18 protein-coding genes and 1 pseudogene are annotated in these 23,235 nt (G+C 63.7%); 10 read left to right on the top strand and 9 right to left on the bottom strand.

Annotated features, from left to right (window positions below):
- Nucleotides 1-179: 179 nt before the first annotated feature.
- A pseudogene (locus BLP73_RS19200) lies at nucleotides 180-386 on the bottom strand (IS5/IS1182 family transposase); the annotation flags it as partial.
- Nucleotides 387-1,004: 618 nt separating this feature from the next.
- Nucleotides 1,005-1,334, bottom strand: a complete 330-nt coding sequence (locus BLP73_RS19535) for a hypothetical protein (RefSeq protein WP_175453441.1) — start codon at nucleotides 1,332-1,334, stop codon at nucleotides 1,005-1,007.
- Between the two features lie 422 nt (nucleotides 1,335-1,756).
- Here BLP73_RS19535 and BLP73_RS18250 point away from each other — a divergent pair, with 422 nt between their 5' ends.
- Nucleotides 1,757-4,243: a cation:proton antiporter gene (locus BLP73_RS18250; protein ID WP_090748276.1), complete on the top strand. Its 2,487-nt coding sequence runs from the start codon at nucleotides 1,757-1,759 to the stop codon at nucleotides 4,241-4,243.
- Between the two features lie 30 nt (nucleotides 4,244-4,273).
- Here BLP73_RS18250 and BLP73_RS18245 read toward each other — a convergent pair whose 3' ends face one another.
- Nucleotides 4,274-5,353, bottom strand: coding sequence for a mechanosensitive ion channel family protein (locus BLP73_RS18245; protein ID WP_090748273.1), 1,080 nt, complete (start codon nucleotides 5,351-5,353; stop codon nucleotides 4,274-4,276).
- Between the two features lie 318 nt (nucleotides 5,354-5,671).
- Nucleotides 5,672-6,526 (bottom strand): universal stress protein, encoded by an 855-nt coding sequence (locus BLP73_RS18240; protein WP_175453440.1) that lies wholly within the window; start codon nucleotides 6,524-6,526, stop codon nucleotides 5,672-5,674.
- A gap of 273 nt (nucleotides 6,527-6,799) precedes the next feature.
- Between BLP73_RS18240 and BLP73_RS18235 the strand changes: the two genes are divergently transcribed.
- The 8 genes from BLP73_RS18235 (at nucleotide 6,800) to mnhG (ending at nucleotide 14,931) form a co-directional block, all read left to right on the top strand.
- A complete protein-coding gene (locus BLP73_RS18235) occupies nucleotides 6,800-7,927 on the top strand; it encodes an AI-2E family transporter (protein WP_090748305.1) in 1,128 nt (375 codons plus the stop codon).
- Nucleotides 7,928-8,630: 703 nt separating this feature from the next.
- Nucleotides 8,631-8,837 carry a hypothetical protein gene (locus BLP73_RS19195; protein ID WP_139166033.1) on the top strand — a complete coding sequence of 69 codons (207 nt, stop codon included), beginning with the start codon at nucleotides 8,631-8,633 and terminating at the stop codon, nucleotides 8,835-8,837.
- Between the two features lie 75 nt (nucleotides 8,838-8,912).
- Nucleotides 8,913-11,789, top strand: a complete 2,877-nt coding sequence (locus BLP73_RS18230; RefSeq protein WP_090748303.1) for a monovalent cation/H+ antiporter subunit A — start codon at nucleotides 8,913-8,915, stop codon at nucleotides 11,787-11,789.
- Nucleotides 11,789-12,136, top strand: coding sequence for a Na+/H+ antiporter subunit C (locus tag BLP73_RS18225; RefSeq protein WP_090748267.1), 348 nt, complete (start codon nucleotides 11,789-11,791; stop codon nucleotides 12,134-12,136). Before BLP73_RS18230 ends, BLP73_RS18225 begins: the two co-directional genes overlap by 1 nt.
- On the top strand, nucleotides 12,133-13,767 hold the full coding sequence (locus BLP73_RS18220) for a monovalent cation/H+ antiporter subunit D (protein WP_090748264.1): 1,635 nt from the start codon (nucleotides 12,133-12,135) through the stop codon (nucleotides 13,765-13,767). Before BLP73_RS18225 ends, BLP73_RS18220 begins: the two co-directional genes overlap by 4 nt.
- A complete protein-coding gene (locus tag BLP73_RS18215; protein ID WP_245686753.1) occupies nucleotides 13,764-14,252 on the top strand; it encodes a Na+/H+ antiporter subunit E in 489 nt (162 codons plus the stop codon). The genes BLP73_RS18220 and BLP73_RS18215 overlap by 4 nt, the downstream gene beginning before the upstream one ends.
- On the top strand, nucleotides 14,249-14,530 hold the full coding sequence (locus tag BLP73_RS18210; RefSeq protein WP_090748261.1) for a K+/H+ antiporter subunit F: 282 nt from the start codon (nucleotides 14,249-14,251) through the stop codon (nucleotides 14,528-14,530). Before BLP73_RS18215 ends, BLP73_RS18210 begins: the two co-directional genes overlap by 4 nt.
- Nucleotides 14,527-14,931, top strand: a complete 405-nt coding sequence (gene mnhG, locus BLP73_RS18205) for a monovalent cation/H(+) antiporter subunit G (RefSeq protein ID WP_090748258.1) — start codon at nucleotides 14,527-14,529, stop codon at nucleotides 14,929-14,931. Before BLP73_RS18210 ends, mnhG begins: the two co-directional genes overlap by 4 nt.
- A gap of 729 nt (nucleotides 14,932-15,660) precedes the next feature.
- Here mnhG and BLP73_RS18200 read toward each other — a convergent pair.
- From BLP73_RS18200 to BLP73_RS18190, 3 genes are read right to left on the bottom strand one after another with little or no spacing between them, the layout of a single operon-like run.
- Entirely contained in the window at nucleotides 15,661-18,918 is a 3,258-nt protein-coding gene (locus tag BLP73_RS18200) for an error-prone DNA polymerase (RefSeq protein ID WP_090748255.1), read from the bottom strand.
- Nucleotides 18,919-18,931: 13 nt separating this feature from the next.
- The gene (locus BLP73_RS18195; RefSeq protein ID WP_245686752.1) at nucleotides 18,932-20,434 is read right to left on the bottom strand and encodes a Y-family DNA polymerase; all 1,503 of its coding nucleotides are present in this window, start codon (nucleotides 20,432-20,434) and stop codon (nucleotides 18,932-18,934) included.
- Nucleotides 20,379-21,134, bottom strand: a complete 756-nt coding sequence (locus BLP73_RS18190) for an ImuA family protein (RefSeq protein ID WP_090748249.1) — start codon at nucleotides 21,132-21,134, stop codon at nucleotides 20,379-20,381. The genes BLP73_RS18195 and BLP73_RS18190 overlap by 56 nt, the downstream gene beginning before the upstream one ends.
- Nucleotides 21,135-21,420: 286 nt before the next feature.
- On the opposite strand from BLP73_RS18190, the gene BLP73_RS18185 reads away from it, so the two are divergent.
- Nucleotides 21,421-22,041 (top strand): SOS response-associated peptidase family protein, encoded by a 621-nt coding sequence (locus tag BLP73_RS18185; protein ID WP_090748247.1) that lies wholly within the window; start codon nucleotides 21,421-21,423, stop codon nucleotides 22,039-22,041.
- A gap of 276 nt (nucleotides 22,042-22,317) precedes the next feature.
- On the opposite strand, the gene BLP73_RS18180 is transcribed toward BLP73_RS18185, so the two are convergent.
- Together BLP73_RS18180 and BLP73_RS18175 are read right to left on the bottom strand one after the other, a co-directional pair.
- The gene (locus BLP73_RS18180; RefSeq protein WP_090748244.1) at nucleotides 22,318-22,749 is read right to left on the bottom strand and encodes a hypothetical protein; all 432 of its coding nucleotides are present in this window, start codon (nucleotides 22,747-22,749) and stop codon (nucleotides 22,318-22,320) included.
- Entirely contained in the window at nucleotides 22,749-23,132 is a 384-nt protein-coding gene (locus tag BLP73_RS18175) for a hypothetical protein (protein WP_090748241.1), read from the bottom strand. Before BLP73_RS18175 ends, BLP73_RS18180 begins: the two co-directional genes overlap by 1 nt.
- Nucleotides 23,133-23,235 lie beyond the last annotated feature (103 nt).

The raw sequence follows: 23,235 nt of genomic DNA, 5'->3' as shown, positions 1-23,235 counted from the left end.
TCACATCATTCGCGGCCCGTGGTGGCCGAGCCTGTGCCAAAACTCGACCAGCGCGTCGGCACGCCGTGGCGCTTCCGGGCGGTTTGAGTTACTCCGCCGGTTTGCGCAAGCTGAGCCAGTCGTTCAAGCCGGCAAACCGGCATGGGTGCTCCCGCGGCGCAGACGGCACGGGGCGGCGTTCAGGCCTGGATCGCCCGCATCAGCCGGCGGATGCCGATCAGCGTCGCCATCCGCCTGATGTTGTAGGCTGCCACCAGCAGTGCCATCTCGCTGCGCACGTTCTTCGGTCGCCGTGTCAGGAAGTAGGTGGGCCCCATCCAGGCCTTGATCGTGCCGAAGGGGTGCTCGGCTACGGCCCAGAGCGGCCCTTCGTCGCCTGACGGACGCCCCGTGCCACTTCCCCAAACCGGACGTTCGTGCTTGGCGCAGCGAAGTTGACGTAGCCTTGTCAGCTGTGCGGGACCAAGCTGCCGCTCACTGCACCATCTAAATCCGCGCCTTTTTGGCGAGGTGGTCTACAAGAGCATTAGAACGATGCCTCTGATCGGTGTCAGCAGCACAACCAGCCAAGGCGACGCTTTCCATGCCACCAGCGCAACGACGCAGGTCAGGGCAAGCGTGAAGTTTCGCATATTGCCGACGGCGCTAACGAATATTGGAGAGTAGAGGACCGCGTCCAAGAGGCCGAGGACAGCGTTCGCACCCTGCATCGCACATTTCGCCTGAGGCCTTGCCCGAAATCCGTCCCCGAAGGGCACGGCAAAAACCGCGGTCGGAACGGAGACCTCGGAAGGCAGGCCTGAAGGGGTGATCCTCCCCGTTAAGACGGCAGGATTACCTGCTCATCACCCTCATGACCGCGCGCCTGCCCCACAATTCCCGAGCAGCAGACAGCGCTGTGTCTTGTCGAGAGCCAGATGAGCGCTGCGCATGAAGGTGACGCCCTACCGGCGGGAAGGCTGTGCAAGGAGGCGGTCAGCAGCCTGACAGTGCAAGAGGTCTTATCATGACGATGAAGTGTCGGTTTCAAAGAGATCGAGGAGCCGGCTTCTGATCGACGCAGGAACCGTCTCGTCCAGTGCCACCAGTAGAACCAGCTCCCGATGCCGTTCACTTTGCGTGGCAACGCAACGGGCTCTGCTTTCTGCTTCCCTCAAGTTGTCCTCTGATGTGCAAGCCTCTTGCCGTCCGAGAAGCAACTGCAGCCGATGATTCAGGTCACGATGACGCGTTTTGCCAAGGGCTTCGACATAGGCGCCGAGGGCCGATCGCACCTCCTCCTCGGCCGAATGGCCAGAAGATTTCTCGCCTGCGCTGTCCGCACAATCGTTCATAACGCCCCTCATACCCGTCAAAGGCATCTCCTGGCAGCGCGGCCCGACGCAACCTGGCGCTTCCCGTTGCAACCTAGCCACGTAGCGTCCAAGTAGAGCCCATGAGCTCATCGAAATCAACAAACGCGACCATGCGGCATCCCAGTGGGGAGATTGTCGCGCCTGTGCATCATTTGACCCGGCATCGCACTCCTCCACACCCGCGTTATAATCTGGTCGGGAAAGCACACCCACGCGAGACTGGTGTGCGCGTGCCTCACCCCCGTGTCCAAGCGGGTCCACATCCACGACAACTTGGGCTGCCACACCCGAGGACAAAGGCGCCTCCCACCACGGAAGAATGAGCGAACAGCGCACAGTTAGCGAGAGCGCATCGCGATCTTCGTGTTTTCCTATGGTTCCAATCAGAGTAGATCGCGTTCATGGACCTGATCTCGTTCATCTCCGTCATCGCGGTCTTCTTCGTGGTCTTCGCGCTTTGTGAGCCGGCGGCTGACAAGCTGCGCATGCCCTACACGGTGCTTCTCGCCATCGTCGGCACGCTCCTGGGCACAATGGCGCTCATTGTGACGACAGGCCCGACAAGCGATCTTCTGGGCCCGGCCGCTGCGGCGATACTCGATCTGCCGATACGGTCGAACGTCTTCATCTATGTCCTGCTGCCGACGCTCTTGTTTCAGGTTGCGCTCGGGCTCAACGTCAGGCGGATGCTGGATGATTGGGTGCCGATCGTCCTCATGGCGATCCTGGCAGTCATTGTGGCGACCTTTGTCATCGGCTTTGCGCTCTTGCCCTTCACGAACATACCTCTTGTGGCCTGTTTGATGCTTGGCGCGATTGTGGCGACGACGGATCCCTCCGCTGTCGTCTCGATCTTCAGGAACACGTCCGCACCCCTTCGCCTGTCGCGCATCGTTGAAGGCGAGAGCCTTCTGAACGATGCTGCGGCTATCGCACTTTACGGCTTTTTCCTCACCTTCGTGATGTGGGGCGTGCCCAATCCCACGTTCTATGACGCACTGGTGCAGTTTCCGGCTCTTATTGTCGGAGGCATCGCCTTCGGCTGGCTTACGGGCTACCTGGGCTCGCTCGTGATGGCGCGCCTTGATGGCCGGCCAACGGCTCAGCTCTCCATCAGCGTGGCTCTCGCCTATCTGACGTATATCATCGGCGACCAAATCGTCGGCGTCTCGGGCGTGATCGCCACCGTCGTTTCGGGCCTCACGCTGAATTGGCTGGCGCCCGGCAGGCTCAGTCCCGGCAGCTGGACCTACCTCCGAGAAGTCTGGGACAGCCTCTCACATTGGGCCACGTCTTTCATCTTCGTGCTGGCTGCAATCCTGGTGCCGCGGCTGATGGCAGATGCGCGACTGACGGACGTCATGTTGATCGGGGTGGTCATCGTGGCGGCTTTTGTCGCCCGAGGCTTCATGTTGTTTGGGCTCCTCCCGTTGCTGTCCTGGATGAAGGTCTCTCCTCGCGTGGAGTTGCCCTACCGCCTTATCATCATGTGGGGTGGGTTGCGCGGCGCGGTTACGCTGGCGCTTGCGCTGGCGGTGACAGAGAGCGCCCGGGTGCCGGCCCAGATTCAGCGAGAGGTGGGAATCGTGGCCACCGGCTTCGTTCTCTTCACGCTGTTGGTGCAGGGCACCACCTTGCGGTGGCTCATCGGAAAATTGAAGCTCGACAGGCTGTCACCGCTGGACCAGGCGCTCTCGAACCAGGTCGTCGCTGTCGCGCTGCAGAACGTGCGAGAGGACATGTCGAAGACCACGCAGCGGCATGAACTGGACAAGGAGGTGGTTCGCAGCGAAGCCAAAGCCTTTGCCGCTCGCTTAGACACTGCGCTGGAACGAACCGAAGCGGCCGAAGAAACGGGTGATCGCGATCGCGTCACGCTGGGCCTCGTTGCGCTTGCCGGCCGCGAGCGCGACATGATCCTCGAATCCTTCCGCGAGCAACTGCTCTCGGCGCGGCTCGTCGAGCATATGCTGAGCGATGTCGATCGAGTCATCGAGAGCACACGCGCTGCAGGCCGCACCGGCTATCGGGATGCAGGGCGCCAATCTCTGGGTCGCGTGCCCCGCTACAAGCTGGCAATACGGCTGCACAACTGGTTCGGATTGTCCGGTCTGCTGACCAACATGACGGCCGACCGCTTCGAAATACTGTTGAACCAACGCCTGATCCTCAGCGATCTTCACGACTATATCGACAGCAAGATCAAACGCATTCATGGAAAACGGGTTGCCGAGATCCTGCATGAGGCGCTCAAGCGCCGGGAGGAGGAGACGCGCAAGGCGCTGAACGGTCTGCAGCTTCAGTATCCCAGCTACGCCGCGGACATGGAACGCCGTTTTATCCGTCGCACCGCGCTTCGGCTGGAAGAGCAGGAATATCAGGTCTTTTTCAGCGATCGCCTGATCGGGCGCGAGGTCCATGCGAAGCTTGTTCATGGGATCCAAGAGGAACGGCGCCGACTGGACCTCCGGCCGAGACTTGATCTGGCGATGGAGAAAACCGAGTTCACGCGCCGGTTTCCGATCTTCGGCGAGATGGACGATGTCCAGCGGGAGCAGCTGGTGAGAGCACTCAAGACCCGCTATGCTGAGCCGGGCGAGGTGCTGATGCGGCGAGGAGATGTCGCGCGCAATGTCTACTTCATTGCTTCGGGCGCGGTCGAAGTGGAGATCGCCAGCCAGCGGTATCGCCTTGGTCGAGGCGAGATCTTCGGTGAGCTGGCGCTTCTGACGCGGAGACCTCGCCGGGGCCACATCACTGCCATCACGCATTGCACGCTTCTTTATCTTGACGAGGCCGCGTTCCGGAAGCTTCTGGGGCGGAACAGCCAGCTGCGGGCGACTGTGCAGGAAACTGCGGAGCGCCGCGGGACGACGCTTGAATTCTAGCGTTACTCGCGAAAGCGGGCAGGGCTGTCGTCAGACCCTTTGCAAGAATAGCAGCTCTCGCCCTTTTTCAAGACGTCCGCGACCTGAGGGATCCGTCTCAATGCGCACTTGCGGAAGCGCGTGAGGCTGCATTTTTGCGAGATAGCTGGCCATTGCTTCACGAATATAGCATCTGAGATCAAACGTGCTCCCGGCATTAGCGGCATCCGCAAGTATCCTAACCTCGACGGTCCGCTCGCTGAAATCGGTGACCTGAACTGCAAAGACCTCGCCATTCCATAAAGGTGCGGCGCTAACAATCTTCCGGGCCTCCTCGCGCAGCTGGGCTAGATCGGTGGTGAAGTCCACGTAGACAAAGACTACCCCGATCAGGGTAGCCTCTTTGCGCGTCCAATTCTGGAAAGGCTGCTCCATGAAATAGTTGAGGGGGACGATCAAGCCTCGCTTGTCCCACAGCCGGACAACAACGTAGGTCGCCGTTATCTCCTCGACGTTACCCCATTCTCCCTCGACGATGACAGCGTCGTCGATGCGGATGGGCTGTGTGAGCGCCAACTGAAGACCAGCAAAGACATTTCGGAGAACCGGCTGAAGAGCGAAGCCGACTATGATCCCGGCTGCACCTGCGGATGCCAGGAGACTGACGCCGTATTGCCGAACGCTTTCGATGGTCATCAGCGCAGCACTGACGCCGATCGCCAGGATCAGCGTCGAGCCAACGCGCTGCAGTATCCGGCTCTGTGTGACATGCTTGCGAGCCAGGAGGTTGTCTTCAACATCAAGCCTGAACCTGCGCAGGTGCAGCGTCATCCAGATCTCCAGTGCGGTTCTGGCAAACCAGGTGATACACACGATGAAGGCGATCAGCAGCAAGTGTCGAAGCAACCGGCCTTCCTGAAGTGGCAGCGGTGCCGCATTGGCTGCGAAAGAGATCGCCATGATCATCAGCTGGAGCTGGACGGGACCACGCGTGCGGGCAAACAACGGCCGCCAGAACGTCTCATCGCGGATGAGCCTGGTGAGGACCAATCGGTAGATGATGTAGCAGGCGGCCCAGGAGAACGCGAGGGAGACCAAGAAAATCGCGGTAGTGTAAGTCCAGTGCGTCATGTTTCCCCGTATATCAGCAAGCCGCAAAGGATCACAAAGATGCCAGTGGCGCCGGACAGCGCAGCCTAGCAAGCGGGAAGACAACGACGCCTCGCTGCAGTCGTTCCTCAAAATGAAAGACCAGCCTCGTCAGCCCCTTGAGATGTGATGCTGCATCTGGCTTTCGCTGTGCCGACCTGAAGCTGATACCAGCGGAAGGGCGGAATACCGTAAGCGCAGCCGCCGGCTGATAGTGCATGACGCCCTGTAAGCCATCCGAAGCGAACATTCTCGTGTGACGGCAGCCAGCGTCCTGACGATGTGCTGCCCCCGCGCCGCTTATGCCTGCGGCGGGACCGCCAGGACATCGACTTCAACGCATCCCATGAGTTGCTGCGCCACGCTGCCCAGAAACAGTCGCTTGACGCCAGATAGGCCGCGCGTGCCGATCACCAGAAGATCGGGCTTCGCCTGTTCCACGCATTCGATGATGGCATCGGCGCCGACGCCTTCAATTATACGGGTATTGTATTTCAACCCTCGAAGGTTGAGGCCTTCAATGAATTGTCCAAGCTCGCCGCGCTTGGACTGTAACTCCCGCTCAGCCTCCTCATGGATCCGCTCGGCCGGGATGCCGGCATGGATCATCATCTGGCGCGTAATCGGTGCGTAGCCATGCACGAAGGTGACATGGGCATTTTCCAGCATTCCGAGCGCATGCGCCCTGCGAGCTGCCTGGCCCGAGGCTTCTGACATGTCCGTAGCAATGAACACCTTCCGCCAGCGCTCGCCGGTTTTGGAGTTCGCCATCAGGACCGGTCGCCTCGCTGTGCGGATGACGCGCTCTATCGTTGTTCCGACAAACAAATCGCGCAGCGGTTGCCGCCGATGCGCTCCCATGACGATCAGATCAGCCTCCCGAGCGCTTGCTTCTTCCTCAATCACCTGGAAGGCGCGACCCGTGGCTACCGTGACGTGGCAGGCGGGCGGCTTGCCGAAGCCCGCGGCTTGATCTTTCAGGTAATCCTCGGCTGCCTGGATCTCTTGACGGCTCCCTTCTTCTGGCAGGTTGTCCTCGACCACATGCAGAATGCAGAGCACCGCACCCGATCCCTCGGCCAGTTGCACAGCACGCTGGACGGCGAACTTTGAGCGGGACGAAAGATCAGAGGCAACAAGGATTGATTTCAGCATCAGCGTGCAAGATTCTGGCCTGTTGTTGAGCGTCTTGGCAGTATTGCACCGGAGCAAATACGAGAAAACCCGAAAGCGTCCGCAACGCCTATGCGGGCTGCAACCTCTTGCTCTGGTCTGACATACTCCCAACCTGCGCCACATTGAGCGGCGGACGAAGTTGAAGGGCACGCCGGCAACCGGTTCAAGCAATGCTGAAAAAAAGCTGCTCCGCTTCAGACTGACAGTGATTGCATGTCAATCGACGCCGTGCTGAGCATCTGGATTATCCCTATGCTGAAGGATTTCCGGCCTTTGGATCGATCAAGCGACACCGTGCTGCGCGAGCGGCTGCAAACCGGCTTTCTGGGCCTCATCGCCTTTGCACTTCTGCTCTTCATGCTGGTTCAGGCTCGCTTCATCCTTGTCGCCCTCGCTATCGCCATCATCCTCTTCTCGCTGACCTCAGATGCGATCCATGCCATCTCTACGCGGCTCCGTGTGCCGAACTGGTTGGCGACGACGCTGGCGCTGATCGCAATCGCCCTGGGGCTTCTCTGGGTCGCGACGACGATCATGGCTCAGGTCAACGAGATCGTCTTTCTCGCCATCACCTATGCCGAGCGCGCCCAGACCATGCTGCCCGATCTGATCGAGCGGCTCGGTCCCGAGGCACAGGAGCGGATCATGCTGGTCCTGACCGGTCTCAACATCACGGGGTGGATCCGCGCGCTGGCCGGACAGGCTTCGGGCGTTCTTCAAGGAAGCGTCCTGGTCATCCTTTTCGTCGGCTTCATGTTTGCCGAACGGAGCTGGTTTCCCCTCAAGATCGAACGCCTCACGGGAGACCATCGGAAAGCCGCCGACGTGCGCCGCATGATCAGCACGATCATGCACCGCGTGAACCGCTACCTTGTTGTGAAAACGGGCGTCAGTGCAGTCACGGCCTTCCTGGTCTGGCTTATTTTCCGAGCGGCGGGGCTGGATCTTGCCGTGGCAGTCGCGATCCTGACGTTCGTGCTGAATTTCATCCCCGCCATCGGCTCGATCATCGCAACAGCAATCGCAACGATCCTGACCTTTGTGCTCACCGGCGACACCACGCTGACCGTCGTTATCTGTCTCGGCATAACGGGTGTCCAATTCGCTATAGGGAACGTCCTGGACCCAATGCTGCTCGGCCAGACGCTCCGCCTATCCAGCTTCGGCATCATCCTGTCATTGGCCTTCTGGGGTCTTGTCTGGGGCATTCCCGGCACATTCCTTGCCGTGCCGATCATGGTCGCCCTGATGATCGTCTGCGCGCAGATCCCCTGGCTGCGTCCGGTCGCGGTCATGCTGTCGCGGGAAGGTCTGCCCGATGACGAAACTGACGGAGGAGCACCTGCTTTGGAAGCCTCCACGACACCTCCGCGATCTTGAACCGCTGGAGGGATGGCCCTTGTCCGAAGATGGCGCAGCGGGCACAAGAGCAAGAATGGAGCCCCCTCTTCTTGCCCTCCTGAGGTTTCTGCGCCTCTCGATCGTCCTGATCGGGCTGATGCAGCTTGGAGTGGTGTCGACTTCCTCCACACCTGATCTTTCCGGTCCCTCCGTTCAGGCTCTGAAGCAGGCGCCCGCCCCACTTCTACAGGCAGCGCGGCCGAGTCAGCTGGCAATCCTGACAGGGCACGGCGCGGCCTCCTTCAGACCGCTGAAGCCAGGCAGCTTCGACTTTCACCTGTTCCTGCCAGTTGCTGTCTCGTCGCTGCCCCAGCAGCCGACGGTTCAACGACGGTTGTCCTTCCGCGCAGTTGGTGCAGACGGTTCCAATGCCTCTCATTGGCGACCTCGAGTGCGTGCTCCGCCGGGTCCGCTCACGGTCTAGCCAGGTCTTCTGACGCTGCCACCTTCCTCGAAAGGGGTTGTCGGTGTGCGCAGCGCCTGGTTCCGCATGAGATGTGCGGTCCTGACACCGCCGTCCTTCCAGATAATTCGCCATGAGCTCCGGCAGACTGAATTTGCCGCTGCCTTGATGCGTTGGAACAAGATAATGACATCACCGAAGATCAAGTCGCTCATCATTGGGCTGATTGCTGCAGCCATGCTGGCAACCTCGCTTGCTGCCGGATTTGGAGGCTGAGGCATGAGCGTAAATGAAAAAGCGCCGCCGCAGCCCGAAAAAAAGTTCGGTTGCCCTGCCTGCGGCGCCAAGATGACCTTTGGCCTGGCCCGTTGCGACAGCTGTGGCGAGGAAGCACCGATCTACAACCGACGGGCTTTCTGGCCTTTGTTTTACGCTTCGCTTGCCGCAGTGGTCCTTGCGCTTGTCGCATGGCTGGTGATTGGCTGAAGCGTCGCCTGCTGCAGCTTAGGCTGCGGCAGGACCTAAAATCATAACAGAAAGGAACGCGCCCCAATGGAGCCGATGGCAGGCGTTGCCCTGCAGAACCAGTTGCTGCTCCTCGCCATGCTGCCCTTTGCGGCAGCCTTGCTGGTCGCGGCGCTGCCGCAACGCATGTCAGCGCTGGTCGCGGGACTGTCGATGGCGCTGGCCCTCGTGCTGCTGGCCGCGCTCGCCCCCGCCGTCATCGACGGTGCCGTGCTGCGGGTCGAGCTGGATTGGGTCCCGTCAGCCGGGCTCGGGCTGCCCCTGCGCCTTGATGGCTTCTCCTGGCTCTTCGCCACGCTGGTGTCGGGGATCGGGCTGCTGGTTGTGACCTATGCGCGCGGCTACATGGCGGGCAAGGACGGGCTCGCCCGGTTTTTCGCGCTGCTGCTGGGCTTCACCGGCGCGATGCAGGGTATCCTTCTGTCCGGAAACATCCTGATGTTGGTCGTCTTCTGGGAGCTGACATCGCTGTTCTCGTTCCTGCTGATCGGCTTCTGGCACAAGGGCGCCGCCGCTCGGGACGGGGCGCGCACGGCGCTCCTGGTCACCGCGACCGGAGGCCTCTGCCTGCTGCTCGGCATGCTGGTCATCGGGCAGATCGCAGGCAGCTACGACCTCGATGAAGTGCTGACCTCGGGCGCACGTATCACCGGGCACCCGCTCTACAGCCTGGCGCTGACGCTGGTCCTGATCGGCGCCTTCACCAAATCGGCGCAGTTCCCGTTCCATTTCTGGCTGCCCGGCGCGATGTCGGCGCCGACCCCTGTCTCGGCCTTCCTGCACAGCGCGACGATGGTCAAGGCTGGAGTGTTCCTGCTGATCCGCTTCTCGCCCGCGCTTGGCGGAACCGAAGCCTGGTTCCTGGCCGTCACAGGCATCGGCATGGCCACGATGCTGATCGGCGGGCTGATCGCGATTTTCCGCAACGACCTGAAGGGGCTGCTGGCCTACTCCACCATCAGCCAATTGGGCCTGATCACCGCGCTGGCCGGGATCGGCAGCCCCGGCGCCATCCTGGCTGCGATCTTCCACATCGTGAACCACGCGATGTTCAAGGCGGCGCTGTTCATGACGGCGGGCACGGTGGATCACCAGACCGGAACGCGCGACATCCGCCGCCTTGGCGGGCTGCGGCGCACCATGCCGCTGACGGCGACGCTGGCCATCATCGCCTCGGCGGCAATGGCCGGGGTGCCGCTGCTGAATGGCTTTTTGTCCAAGGAAATGTTCTTGGCCGAATCCGCAGCTTGGCACAACGGCACCGCCCTGGATGCGGCGCTGCCCTATCTTGCGGTCGTTGGCAGCGTCTTCTCGGTCGCTTATTCCATCCGGCTGGTCATGGCGGTCTTCTTCGGCGCCCCCGCCGGGCCACTGTTGAAGATGCCGTCCGAGCCGGGGCTGGCAATGACCCTGCCGGTTGCTCTGCTGGCGGCAGGCTGCCTTGCGGTGGGACTGGTGCCGATGCTGATCGTCGGCACCCTCGTCAACGACGCGGCGCTGTCGGTGGTCGGCCTCGGCTTCATGCCCGAGAAGATCGCCATCTGGCACGGCTTCAACGAGGCGCTGATGCTGAGCATCATCGCCTTTGTCGTCGGCATCGCGCTATGGCTATCCTTGCGGGCGCAGCTTCCATCCGGTCCCGAGGGACCGCCACTTCTGCACCATCTGCGCGCGCAAACGGTGTTCGACCGCGGGATGCTGAAGTTGGGCTGGGTCTATCCGCGGCGGATGATGAGCTGGATCGCGACCGAGCGGCTTCAGCCCCAGCTGCGGCTGCTGGTTGTCGCGGCGGTCTTGGCCGCCGGGGCTGCAGCTTGGGGAGCTTTTGCCTTTGCCGAAGTGCGGCGGGGCAACGACTTCAGCGGCGGCTTTGCCCTGATGTGGCTGGTTGGCGCCGGCTGCGCCATCGGTGCCGCCGCGCAGGCGAAGTATCATCGCTTCGCCGCACTGGTTATGCTGGGGGGCGCGGGGCTGGTGACCTGCCTGACCTTCGCTTGGCTCTCGGCGCCCGATCTGGCGGTGACGCAGCTTTTGGTCGAGGTCGTCACCACGGTCCTTCTACTTCTGGGCCTGCGCTGGCTGCCGCAGCGCCGCGAGGCCATCAAGGGCGACAACAGCGCGCAAGCTCGTAGGCGACGAGCGCAGGACCTCGTTATTGCCACCGTCGGCGGGGCTGGCGTCGCGACCGTGGCATACGCCATGATGACCCGGCCCCTGGTGCGCAATGTGGGCGACTGGTTCCTGGCGAATGCCTACTACGAAGGTGGCGGCACCAACGTCGTCAACGTCATCCTGGTCGATTTCCGCGCGTTCGACACCTTTGGCGAAATCGCGGTCCTGGCCGTCGTCGCGCTGACGATCTACGCACTGCTGCGTCGCTTCCGTCCGGCACCGGAAAGCATCAAGCAACCAGATCAGCAACGCCAGACCAACGGCCGGATGCTGGACGACTACCTCCTGGTGCCCTCGGTCATCATGATCTGGATGTTCCCGGTCCTTATGATGATCGCGGCCTACTTCTTCTTCCGCGGCCACGATCTACCGGGCGGAGGCTTCGCCGCCGGCGTCACGATGGCCATTGCCTTCCTGCTGCAATACCTCGCCACCAATGTCCGGTGGGTCGAGGCGCGGCTGACCGTCCTGCCGATCCGCTGGATCGGAATGGGCCTGCTGATCGCGGTGGGCACGGGCATGGGCTCATGGGTCTTCGGCTATCCTTTCCTGACGGCCTACGCCCAGTATGTCACGCTGCCGCTGATCGGGGACGTGCCCGCAGCCACGGCGCTGGTTTTTGATCTGGGCGTCTTTGCGCTGGTCATGGGCGCAACTGTCCTGATGCTGATCGCGATCGCCCACCAGTCCCTGCGCGCCGCGCGCCTGCGCGAGCATGACGAGAACGAGGAGTCCCGCTGATGGAACTGATCCTGTCATTCGCCATCGGCGTGCTGACCGCCTCGGGGATCTGGCTGCTGCTGCGCCCGCGCAGCTTTCAGGTCATCATCGGGCTCTGCCTTCTGTCCTATGCGGTCAACCTCTTCATCTTCTCGATGGGCCGGCTGACGCTCGGAGCGCCGGCGATCATGCCGAAGGGTGGCTTCATAGATCCGACGCGCTATGCGGACCCGCTGCCGCAGGCGCTGGTGCTGACGGCCATCGTGATCAGCTTCGCGACGACAGCTCTGTTCCTCGTCGTGATGATCGCGGCGCGGGGCTTCACCGGCACCGACCATGTCGATGGAAAGGAGCGTGAGCTGCCATGATCCAGCACCTCATCATCGCACCGATCCTGATCCCCTTCATCGCCGGCGCCCTGATGCTGCTCTATGACGACCGGCAAAGGTCGGCGAAGTTCTGGCTGAGCCTCATCTCAGCCGGGCTGCTACTGCTCGTCGCGATCCGCCTGCTTCTCGAGGCGAAGGAGGCCGGCAGCGGCGGCATCGGTTTTTACCTGCTGGGCAACTGGGCGGCCCCCATGGCAATCGTTCTGGTGGTCGACCACCTCTCGGCCATGATGCTGGTGCTGACGGCGATCATCGGCCTTGCCTCGCTGGTCTATTCCCGCGCGGTCTGGCACCGGCAGGGGCAGCATTACTTCTCACTGTTCCAGTTCCTGTTGATGGGGCTGAACGGCGCGTTCCTGACCGGGGACCTCTTCAACCTGTTCGTCTTCTTCGAGGTGCTGCTGGCCGCGTCCTACGGGCTGCTGCTGCACGGATCGGGGCAGGCGCGGGTGCGGGCGGGGATGCATTACATCGCGGTGAACCTGGCCGCCTCGCTGCTTTTCCTGCTGGGGGTCAGCCTGATCTACGGCGTCACCGGAACGCTCAACATGGCGCATCTCGCGAACCTTGCGCCGATGATCCCGGCGGTGGACCAGCCGCTGCTGAAGATGGGCTTTGCGCTACTGGGTGTCGCCTTCCTCATCAAGGCCGGATCCTGGCCTTTGTCCTTCTGGCTACCAAACGCCTACATGAGTGCGGCGGCCCCGGTCGGGGCGATCTTCGCAATCCTGACCAAGGTCGGTATCTATGCCATCCTGCGCCTGTCCATGCTTCTGTTCGCCGAGGAGGGGACCGGACTGACCGGATGGGGCGCCGAGGTGCTGATCCTTCTGGGGCTTGCAAGCGTTGCCTTCGCGCTTTTCGGGACTTTGGCGTCCCAGAGCCTGGGGCGGATCGCTGCCTATGCCGTGATCCTGTCGTCGGGAACCGTGCTCGCCGTGATCGGCTTCGCACTGGCCGGGGGCGGCGGCTGGATGCTGACGGCGGCGCTTTACTACATGATCGGCTCGACGCTGGCGACGGCAACGCTGTTCCTGCTGGTCGAACCGATGAGCCGTGACGACGGCGGCATCGCCGCCATGCTGGCCTTGACGGCCGAGATCTACGGGACGGGCAAGGACGAGAGCCTTGGGGCCGAGACACCTGACGGCCCGGCCATGCCGGCAGGGCTGACCTTAATCAGCGTGTGCTTCGGCATATGCGCCATTGTCCTGGCAGGCTTGCCGCCGCTGCCGGGCTTTGTCGGCAAGCTTGGGATGATCCAGGGCGCGCTGGCCGATGCTCCGGCGGCAACCTTCCTGAACTGGAGCTTCATCGCCCTGTTGATCCTGTCCGGCCTCGGCACGATCATCGCCTTGGCGCGGATCGGCATCCAGACGTTCTGGGGCAGCGACGAGGCCTCGTCCTCGGTCATGGCCCTCGAGGTGGCGCCTGCGCTAGTCCTGATCGCGCTTCTGGGCGTAATGAGCATCAAGTCCGAGGCCGTTTTGCGTTATACCGGCAATACAGTCGAGGCGCTGCAGGATCGATCGCTTTACGCCTATGGCGTCTTCGGCGCCGCGCGCACGACCGTGCCGATGCTGCCGGGCACGGGGGAGGAACAGCCATGATTGCACGACTTCTGCCGCATCCGCTGCTGGTGCTGGTGCTTGCCGGCATGTGGATGGTTCTGACGCGCTTCTCCCTCGGCAATCTGATGCTTGGTTTGGGCCTTGCCGTCTTCGCAAGCTGGACGATGCACGCCCTCCAGCCGGAGCGGGTGCCGACGCGCAGCCTCCGGATGCTGCCGCGACTGGCCTGGACGCTGTTCGTGGATATCATCCGCTCGAACATCGCGGTCGCGCGGCTGTTGCTGACGGAGGGGAGCGGCTGCCGGAGGTCGAGCTTCCTTCTCATCCCGGTTGAGCTTCGCAGCCCGACGGGTCTTGCAGTTCTGGCGATTATTCTGACCGCGACCCCCGGAACGGCCTGGGTGGAATATGTCTCCGAGACGGGCACACTCGTGCTGCATGTCTTCGATGGCGCCGAGTCCGAGCACTACCTCCACGTCGTGAACAACGTCTACGTTCCCATGCTGCAGGAGATCTTCGAATGAGCCACACAATCCTGCTCTGGTCGCTGACCTATGCCCAATTGGCGCTGGCACTGGCCGCCTGCCTTGCCGGCATCCGCATCCTGAAGGGGCCCCGCGCGCAGGACCGCGTGCTGGCGCTGGACACGCTTTATATTGCTGTGATGCTGCTGTTCCTGGTTACCGGGATGAGGCTCGGCTCGATCTTCCTGTTCGAGGCGGCGATGGTCATCGCAGTGTTGGGCTTTGTCGCTTCGATCGCGCTGGCCAAGTTTCTCTTCCGCGGGGAGGTTATCGAATGAGCGGCCTTGGAACGGTGCCGATTTGGCTCAGCGTTGTCATTGCGGTGTTCGTGGTCCTTGGCTCGACCCTCACCCTGATCGGAGCCTGGGGCTTCCTGCGCCTCGGCAGCTTTTATGACCGGCTGCATGCGCCGACGCTGGCGACAAGCTGGGGGACCGGCGGGATTGCACTCGCGTCCGCACTCCTTGCTAGCTGGGTGCAGGACCGCCCGATCCTGCACGAGCTGGTCGTTGGTTTTGCCGTCATTGCCACGGTTCCCGTGACGCTGATGCTTCTCGCTCGCGCCTCGTTGCACCGCGATCGGATGGAGAAGGCGGCTCATCTCCCTCCCGAACTACTTCAGGCGTCTTCGGATCCGGAACATACGTCTCAAGGGGCGCCCTCGACTTCCAGTGAGTAAAGCAGACAATTCAAACGCTGCGTCGAAATCGGACGCGAATCACCCACTACATTTGACACCACCTGAAGCCCGTTGAGCTTCAACTTTGGTGGAGGGCTTGAAGAAGCTCTCGGCGTGACCTTAGTGAGACACGCCGCTCAACAAATTCGCGAAGCTCCGCCTGTGGCAGCTGAACTTCAGCCGCGTCGTGGTCACGCTCTTCGGCGACGTTAAGCACCGCGCGAAATTAGTCCTGGCTCGATAGCCTCGGCCCCCTCGGCGGTGTTACAACCCGGCTGCTCAACCGTGCCAATGTTACTGCGTGACTTGCACGACTTGGCAAGGTCGGACTCTCTCCTCCCCGACGCGATAATCCTCACCCGGTGAGCGTTCTGTCGGACAATCGCCTGCAGCGCCGCGATTGGCAGCCATCTGCAACACTCCACCTGCAGGAGATCCTATGCGGTCTCTGAAGGGTCAGCGACCATTCAAGGCTGAGCGGCCGTCTTTACAGCCAAACATCAGAGATTGCTCCCGGGACGAAGGCGCAAGTCGGAAGGTGGTGGCTGAAGCAGCATAGCGAATGCGCTTCTTCCTGAGGCTGCAGCCGACCTCCTGCACTAGCATAAGCGTAGCACCGCCAGTGTCCGCTTCCGCTTGATGCTGCACATGCTCTGCCGCGCCAGCGTCAGACAGCTTTCCGCCCATAGTGATGCGCCCTCTCCCGAGCTGCGGTGGCCCAGCGTCACCTTACCTAAAGTCCTTCGTCTTCACCCTGACGGTGTCGATATGCAGATCCGGGATGTAGATGTCGCGCGGCGTCGGCGGTCCGGCATTGCCGATCAGGCTCCCGGCCGCTGCCCTGAACTCGTCGCCGCGCCCGTGGGTCAGCGGGAAGGCGTCGCCACGCTGGCCGATGCTGGCAAGGTCAGTTGAGAGGTCGGTGATGCGGTGGACGACGAGGTGGACGACCTCGCCCTCGCGCTGCACCTGGCCGGCGATGGAGATCATGCCGGCGCCGAGGATGGTGCGGCGGTTGGCGTCGAAGACCTTGGGCCAGACGACCAGGTTGGCGATGCCTGTCTCATCCTCGAGCGTGATGAACATCACGCCTTTGGCGGAGCCCGGGCGCTGGCGGACCAGCACGATGCCCGCGACCTCGCAGCGGCGACGGTTGCGGGAGGCCATCGCTTCCGCGCAGGGGATCATCCCGCGGCGGGTCAGATCCTCACGCAGGAAGGCCACCGGGTGGCGGCGCAGCGACAGGCCGGTATGGCCGTAATCCTCGACCACCTCGCGCCCGGCGGCCATCGGGCGCAGTTTGACGGTAGGCTCGGTGAACTCCGGGGGCGCTGCGCGCGCCTCGGCGGCGGCGAAGAGGGGCAGGTCCTCGTCGGCCAGCCCCTTGAGGTGCCACAGCGCCTCGCGGCGACCGAGGCGCAGGGCAGGGCGGAAGCCGTCGGCCTCGGCAATTCGCGTGAGGGCAGCAATGGGGGTGCGCACGCGGCGCCAGAGATCCTCAACCGAGGCGAAGGGCTGATCGGCCCGGCCCAGCACGATCGCCGCCGCATGGGCGTTGGCGAGGCCCTTGACCATCCGCAGCCCGAGCCGGACCGCGAAGCGCCGGCCGTCGTCGAGCGGCTCCAAGGTGCAGTCCCAATGAGAAGCGTTGATGCAGACCGGGCGAACCTCGACCCCGTGATCCCGGGCGTCGCGCACGATCTGGGCGGGGGCGTAGAACCCCATCGGCTGGCTGTTCAGGAGCGCCGCGCAGAAGACGTCCGGGTGCCAGCATTTGAGCCAGGCCGAGGCATAGGAGATCAGCGCGAAGCTGGCCGCATGGCTTTCAGGAAAGCCGTAGCTGCCGAAGCCCTCCAGCTGGCGGAAGGTGCGTTCGGCAAAGTCGCGGTCATAGCCACGCGCGGCCATGCCCTCGATCAGCTTGTCTCGGAACTTCGACACGCCGCCGGTGAACTTGAAGGTCGCCATGGATTTGCGCAGCATGTCTGCCTCACCGGGCGTGAAGCCCGCGCATTCGATGGCGACGCGCATGGCCTGCTCCTGGAAGAGCGGCACGCCGAGGGTCTTGCCCAGCACCTTCTCAAGCTCGGGGGTGGGGAAGTCGACGGTTTCCTGTCCGGCCCGGCGGCGGAGGTATGGATGGACCATGTCGCCCTGGATCGGGCCGGGTCGGACGATGGCCACCTGCACGACCAGATCGTAGAAGGTGCGCGGGCGCAGGCGCGGCAGCATGGACATCTGCGCGCGGCTCTCGATCTGGAAGGTGCCGAGCGTGTCGGCCTTGCGGATCATCGCATAGGTGCGCGGATCCTCGGCCGGGATCGAGGCCAGATCATGGCGGATGCCCTTGTGCTCGGCCAGAAGCTGCAGCCCCTTGGCCATGCAGGTCAGCATGCCGAGGGCCAGCACATCCACCTTCATGAAGCGCAGCGCCTCGATGTCGTCCTTGTCCCATTCGATGACCTGGCGATCCTCCATGGCGGCGGGCTCGATGGGCACCAGATCGTCCAGCCGGTCATGGGTCAGCACGAAGCCGCCCGGATGCTGGCTGAGATGCCGCGGCGTGCCGCGCAGCTGTGCCGCCAGTTCCAGCGTCAGGCGCAGGCGGCGGTCATCCGGGTTGAGGTTCAGCGCGCGCAGGTCGTCATCGGTGATCCCCTCCTCGGACCAGGCCCAGATCTGGCCGGAGAGCGTGCGGATCAGGTCCTCGGGCAGGCCGAGTGCCTTGCCGACATCGCGCAGGGCGCCCTTGCTGCGATAGCGGATCACCACCGCGGTCAGCGCGGCGCGGTCGCGGCCATAGGTGCGGTAGATCCACTGGATGACCTCCTCGCGGCGCTCATGCTCGAAGTCCACGTCGATGTCGGGGGGCTCGCGGCGTTCCTCGCTGACGAAGCGCTCGAAGAGGAGATCGTTGCGGCCCGGATCGATGGAGGTGATGCCGAGGACGAAGCAGACCGCCGAGTTCGCCGCCGACCCCCGGCCCTGGCAGAGGATGCCGCGCGAGCGGGCGAAGCGGACGATGCTGTTCACGGTCAGAAAGTAGGGGGCGTAGTCCAGCCGGTCGATCAGGCGCAGCTCGTGCTGCAGGCTGGCGGTGACCTCGGGCGGGACGCCCTCGGGATAGCGCTCGGCCGCGCCCTCCCAGGTGAGCCGCTCCAGCGTGGCCTGGGTGGTCACGGTGGGATCGTCGCGCTCCTCGGGATACTGGTATTCCAGCTCGTCCAGCGAGAAGCGACAGGCCTCCGCGATCCGGGCCGAGCGGGCCAACGCTTCGGGGTAGCGGGTGAACAGCCGATGCATCTCCACCGGCGTCTTCAGGTGACGGTCGGCGTGACGTTCGCGACGAAAGCCCAAGTCGTCGACGGTGGTGTTGTGGCGGATCGCCGTGACCACGTCCTGCAGGATGCGGCGGTCGGGGGCGTGAAACAGCACGTCGTTGGTGACCACGGTCGCCACGCGCATGCGGGCGGCGAGGTTCGACAGCTCATGCAGCCGCAGCTGGTCATTGGGGCGGCGGCGCAGGGTCAGCGCCAGATGGGCGCGCTCGCCGAAGGCCTCGCGCATCCGGCGCAGCTGCAGGGCGCAGAGATCATCCGCCCGGTCGGGGATCAGGATGCCGATCAGGCCCTCGCAGGCGGCGGCCACGTCAGACCATTCCAGATGGCACTTGCCCTTGCCCGCGCGCGCCTTGCCGGTCGACAGGAGCCGGCAGAGGCGGGACCAGGCCGGCCGGTCGGTCAGATAGACCAGCAGCGACATGCCACAGGTGAGGTCCAGTCGGCAGCCAACGATCAGCCGCACGCCGGTCTCCTTGGCCGCCACATGGGCGCGGACGATCCCGGCCAGGGAGTTGCGGTCGGTGACGGCCAGCGCCTCCATCCCCATCAGGGCGGCGGTCGCGAAGAGCTGCTCGGCCGAGGACGCCCCGCGCAGGAAAGAGAACTGCGAGGTGACCTGCAGCTCGACGTAAGGGGGACCGCTCATCCAAAGACCTCGCTCATCCGAATATCCCGTGCAGGAACCAGCGATGCGATCCGGTGGCCCGGTCCTCGCCATCGCCCTGGCGGAAGATCCAGTAGCGGGCCCCGGCCTCGTCCTCGATGCGGAAGTAGTCGCGCACGGCCTGGGCCTCAGCGTCGCGCTTCCACCATTCGCCGAAGATCCGCTCCGGCCCGTCGGCGCATTGCACATGACGCCGCACCCCGCGCCAGAGGATCCAGCGCGGCGGATGGTCGGGCAGCAGGGCCATGGTCTCTATCAGTTCGGGCCGCGGCAGCAGGCGGGCGGGCCGGGGCCAGTGGTCGGGCCAGGCTTCCGTGCCGGGGGCGGCCGTGTCCGCCAGCGGCGGGATGCGGATGATGGCGCGTTCCGGCACGTCGCTGGCCACGGCTGCGAAGCGGAAGACCGACCGGGCCCCAAGCCGGTTCGACAGCGTGTCGATCAGCCCGGAGAGGTCGGGCGCCGTCTCCTCCAAAAGCGAGGTGGCCGCCTGTCGCGGCACCAGCGGCTCGGCGATGGTGGCGGTCAGGGTCATGATCTCGATGCCGAGACCCGGGTCGAGGGTGACGATCCGGTCGCAGAAGAGCCGGGTCAGCCTGGCCGGGTCGCGCTGCGGCACGGCCAGGCCCACGCGCAGCACCTCGGTGCGGTTGTCGATCCGCGAACAGAGCAGGTCCAGCCGCCGCGCGCCGAGCCCCTTGGCCGCCAGCTCGGCACAGAGCTGGACCACCAGCTTGCCGATATACCGGGCGATGGTCTCGGGCGCGGCGACGGGTTCGGCGAAGGCGCGGCGGATCTCGATCAGTCCCTCCGGGCGCAGGGGCGCGATCGGCTCGGAGGTCAGCCCCCGCGCCTGGTCCAGACGCCGGCACAGCGCCTCGCCGAAGCGGCGTGTGAGGGGTGCGCGCGGCTGGTCCATCAGATCGCCGATGGTCTCGAAGCCAAGGTCCCGCAGACCGGCCACCGTGGCAGCAGGCAGGCGTAGCGCCTCGAGCGGCAAGGGCGCCAGAGCAGCCTCCAACCCGCCTGGCGGGATGATGATAACGCCGTCCGCCCCATGCCGCGCCAGCGCATGGGCCGCGCCCCAGCTGTCGGCCAAAGCCAGCCGTGCTGTGATGCCGGAAAGGGCCAGCTTGCCCGCCAGCGCCTCCAGCATCGTCGCCTCGCCGCCATGCAGGTGATCGGCGCCGGTGGAGTCGATGACGATCCCGTCCGGCGGATCGGTAGAGACGATGGGCGCCACCCGCTGCAGCAGCCACAGCGCAAGGCGTTCCAGCGCCGCGGCATCCGCCCCGGCGTCGTCCGCCTCGATGCGCAGATCCGGCACCAGCGCCTGCGCCCGGCTGACCGTCATGCCGACCCGCAGGCCCAGATCAAGCGCCACGGGGCAGGCGGCGGTGATCGTCCGCCGGTTGCCCACGCGGCCGGCAATGATCAGCGGCCCCTCAACTGAGCGCGATGTGACGCCCGCCTGCCGCTGCCGCCGATCGATCGGCCACATCGGCAGGAAGACGGAGATGACCCGCGCCATCGCATGCCTCCAGTTCGAGATCGAAGGAATCCCCGGCCCGGGCCCGGATCAGCTCGACGAGCCAACGGGCCCGGCCGATGCCCGGAACGGGCAGGGGGGCGGATGGTAACTCGGAGACCCGCCAGCGGGTCATCGCCGCGGTCGGCTGCCCGAAATCGCTGGCATCCGCCTGCCGCCGCCAGCGCCTGAGCGCCAACCCGATGGTGCCCGACCCCTTGGCGGCCAGGTGCAGCCGGCGCGAGGCGGTCATCGACAGCCGCGCCACATCGCCCACCACCGCGCCGAGCCCGCCATGGCGCAGCCCTTCCTCCATCGCGGCCAGAACCGAGATGTCGTCCCCGGCCTCGACATGGATCACCCGCTCGGGCGGCAGGCCGACCTGCGCCAGGCCCGGCGCGAAGAGATCGGCCTGGGTCACGCACCACAGCACCTGGCCCTTCATGCGCGCGGCGATGCCTGCCACGAAGCAGGCGGCCGCTGCGCCGTCCACTGCGCCCTGGCCGCCGCCCGCCACCTCATGCAGCGCGCCGAGCGATAGGCCGCCCTGTGGCAGGCGGCGGTCCAGCTCCCGCACCCCGAAGGGCAGCACGCCGTGCTGGCGCGCTCCCGTGCCGTCGATCTGGCCGATCCGGGCGCGCAATTCGGCCAGGGCGGGGCGGACGGCAGGCATGGGAAGGGGCTCCTTGGGGTTGGCAATGAACAGGTCTGATTAGTTCCTGTTTTGTTCTCATGATGCCATTCTGTCAACCGGCGTGGCGTGCGTTCCACCTTAAGCCCGGGCGACGACGCCACAAGCAGTTGGAAAGGCTGGATTCAAAGCGGGGGATAAGTCACCGTTTGCCCGGAAGACTGCTCCATCCTGATCCCCAACAGGGGCAATGCATCGGCCGCCGCGTCATTGACGCAGGCAGAAAGCAGGCCCAGAACAGGAGCCAGACCAGCGCGAGGATGGGGCGATCTGCAATCTGTATAACGTGACGATCTCGCAGGAGGCGCTGACCCGGTTGGTCGATGGGCTGACCGACCGCGCCGGAAACCTTGCGCCGGGCAGCGTCTATCCCGACCAGTTGGCACCGATCATCCGCAACGGCGACGACGGGCCGGAGCTGGTCAAGGCGCGGTGGGGCATGCCGTCGCCGCCCTCGGTCCTGAAGACCGCGCGTGATCCCGGTGTCACCAACGTGCGCAATCTCGGCTCGCCGCATTGGCGGCGCTGGCTGGGGCAGGGGCATCGCTGCCTGGTGCCGGTCACCAGCTTCTCGGAGCCGCGGGGCAAGGGGCTGGGCGTGCAGTGGTTCGCGCCGACTGACGCGGAGACCACGATGTTCTTTGCGGGGATCGAGACGCGGGGCTGGACCTCGCTCCGCAAGGTAAAGGATGGCGAGGCGACCGATGATCTCTTCGCTTTCCTGACCTGCCCACCGAATGCCGAGATCGCGCCCATCCATCCCAAGGCCATGCCGGTGATCCTCACCCGTCCCAAGGAGTGGGCGGCCTGGCTCGGCGGGATCCGCGCCGAGGAGCTGCAGCGGCCCCTGCCGGACGGCGCGTTGGCGCTGGTCGGCTTTCCAGTCTGAACATGCTTTCTATTAAGAGATCAGGCTTTTCTGCCGTCGCTGACAGTCCGAAGCAGTCTTACCGTTCGTGGCATGGCGACCGCAGCATCAGCCAAAAAGCAAACAATTACTCTGCCGAAGGTCAGGCGAACGCACCATTCGACCGAAAGGGCGGGAAGCGGACCTTCGCTGCGCTCTGCGCGAACGGCAGCTAAGCGAAGCAAGCAGACTTAGCAAAGCCGTTGTGTTGACGCCAACCTCAAAAGAGAACAAGCCGCAGCCGCTTCCGCTGACGTTCTACAACGCTTCGTCTTCGTCGCCTTCAAGGTCCTCGTCGTAGTCCGCCTTAAGCTGTTCAATCAACTCCGCGGTAACCCAATGATGACCGTAGCCAGAGAGGTGCTGATAGTGCCGTTCCCTGTATGATGCGAGGGCTGACTTGAACTGCACCATTACTAAGACGGCATCACTGACTTGCGGCAAATCATCGTCGTCGAGAGCCTCGAGATATTTTGCGTCGGGTTGACCTTCGAGGACAGTAAGCAGGTTTTCGAGAACGCGGTTCACGATCTTGACTTTTCCCGCGCTCATTGACGCGTCCGGCTTCTTCTTGGAAAGCTCTTTTACTTCGTCGAGCAAGGAAGCGAATACGTCGTGACTAGCCTCATACTCTGCGACCCGCGCATCCGTCGTGATGTTCTGAAAATGGTAGTCGTCTTCGAACGCCATTATTTTCTCCCAATCTTTGTCGGAGGGCCAGACCGAATTTCACTCGGCTCCCCGTTCACAACATATTTCCACACACCATTAGCGAACCGAACATTATCAGAGCGAAATCTCTCTGCTTCTTCCATATACTGAGAAATGACCATCGTAACATCACTCGTAGATGGCGCATCGTCAGACTCGAATTGATCGAACTCCTCAAACGGTTTATATTTTCGGCCGAGCACTTCGTTTCCCATAGTCAGGACGCGATTGATGAACTTCAGTTTGAATGTATTTACCGCATCATTCGGGCTCTTCTTTGCTAAGGTGCCGATCTCTGCATACAGCCCTTGCAATTGGCCAACCAGCTTTTCAAGCTGTTCTACATCTTCTTTGCTGTCCATGATCTCTCCTAGGGTCAGGACCCATTGATTTGCTTGAGGCTGTCCGGCCCGCGTGATTCAAGCTCCCGAACTGACGGGGGTGATGATGAGCAATCTTTTCTGG

Origin of the sequence: Paracoccus tibetensis, assembly GCF_900102505.1 — a bacterium.
GTDB classification, from domain to species: domain Bacteria; phylum Pseudomonadota; class Alphaproteobacteria; order Rhodobacterales; family Rhodobacteraceae; genus Paracoccus; species Paracoccus tibetensis.
The sequence above is the reverse complement of the archived record's forward strand: the minus strand, read 5'-3'. Positions and strand labels throughout refer to the sequence as shown.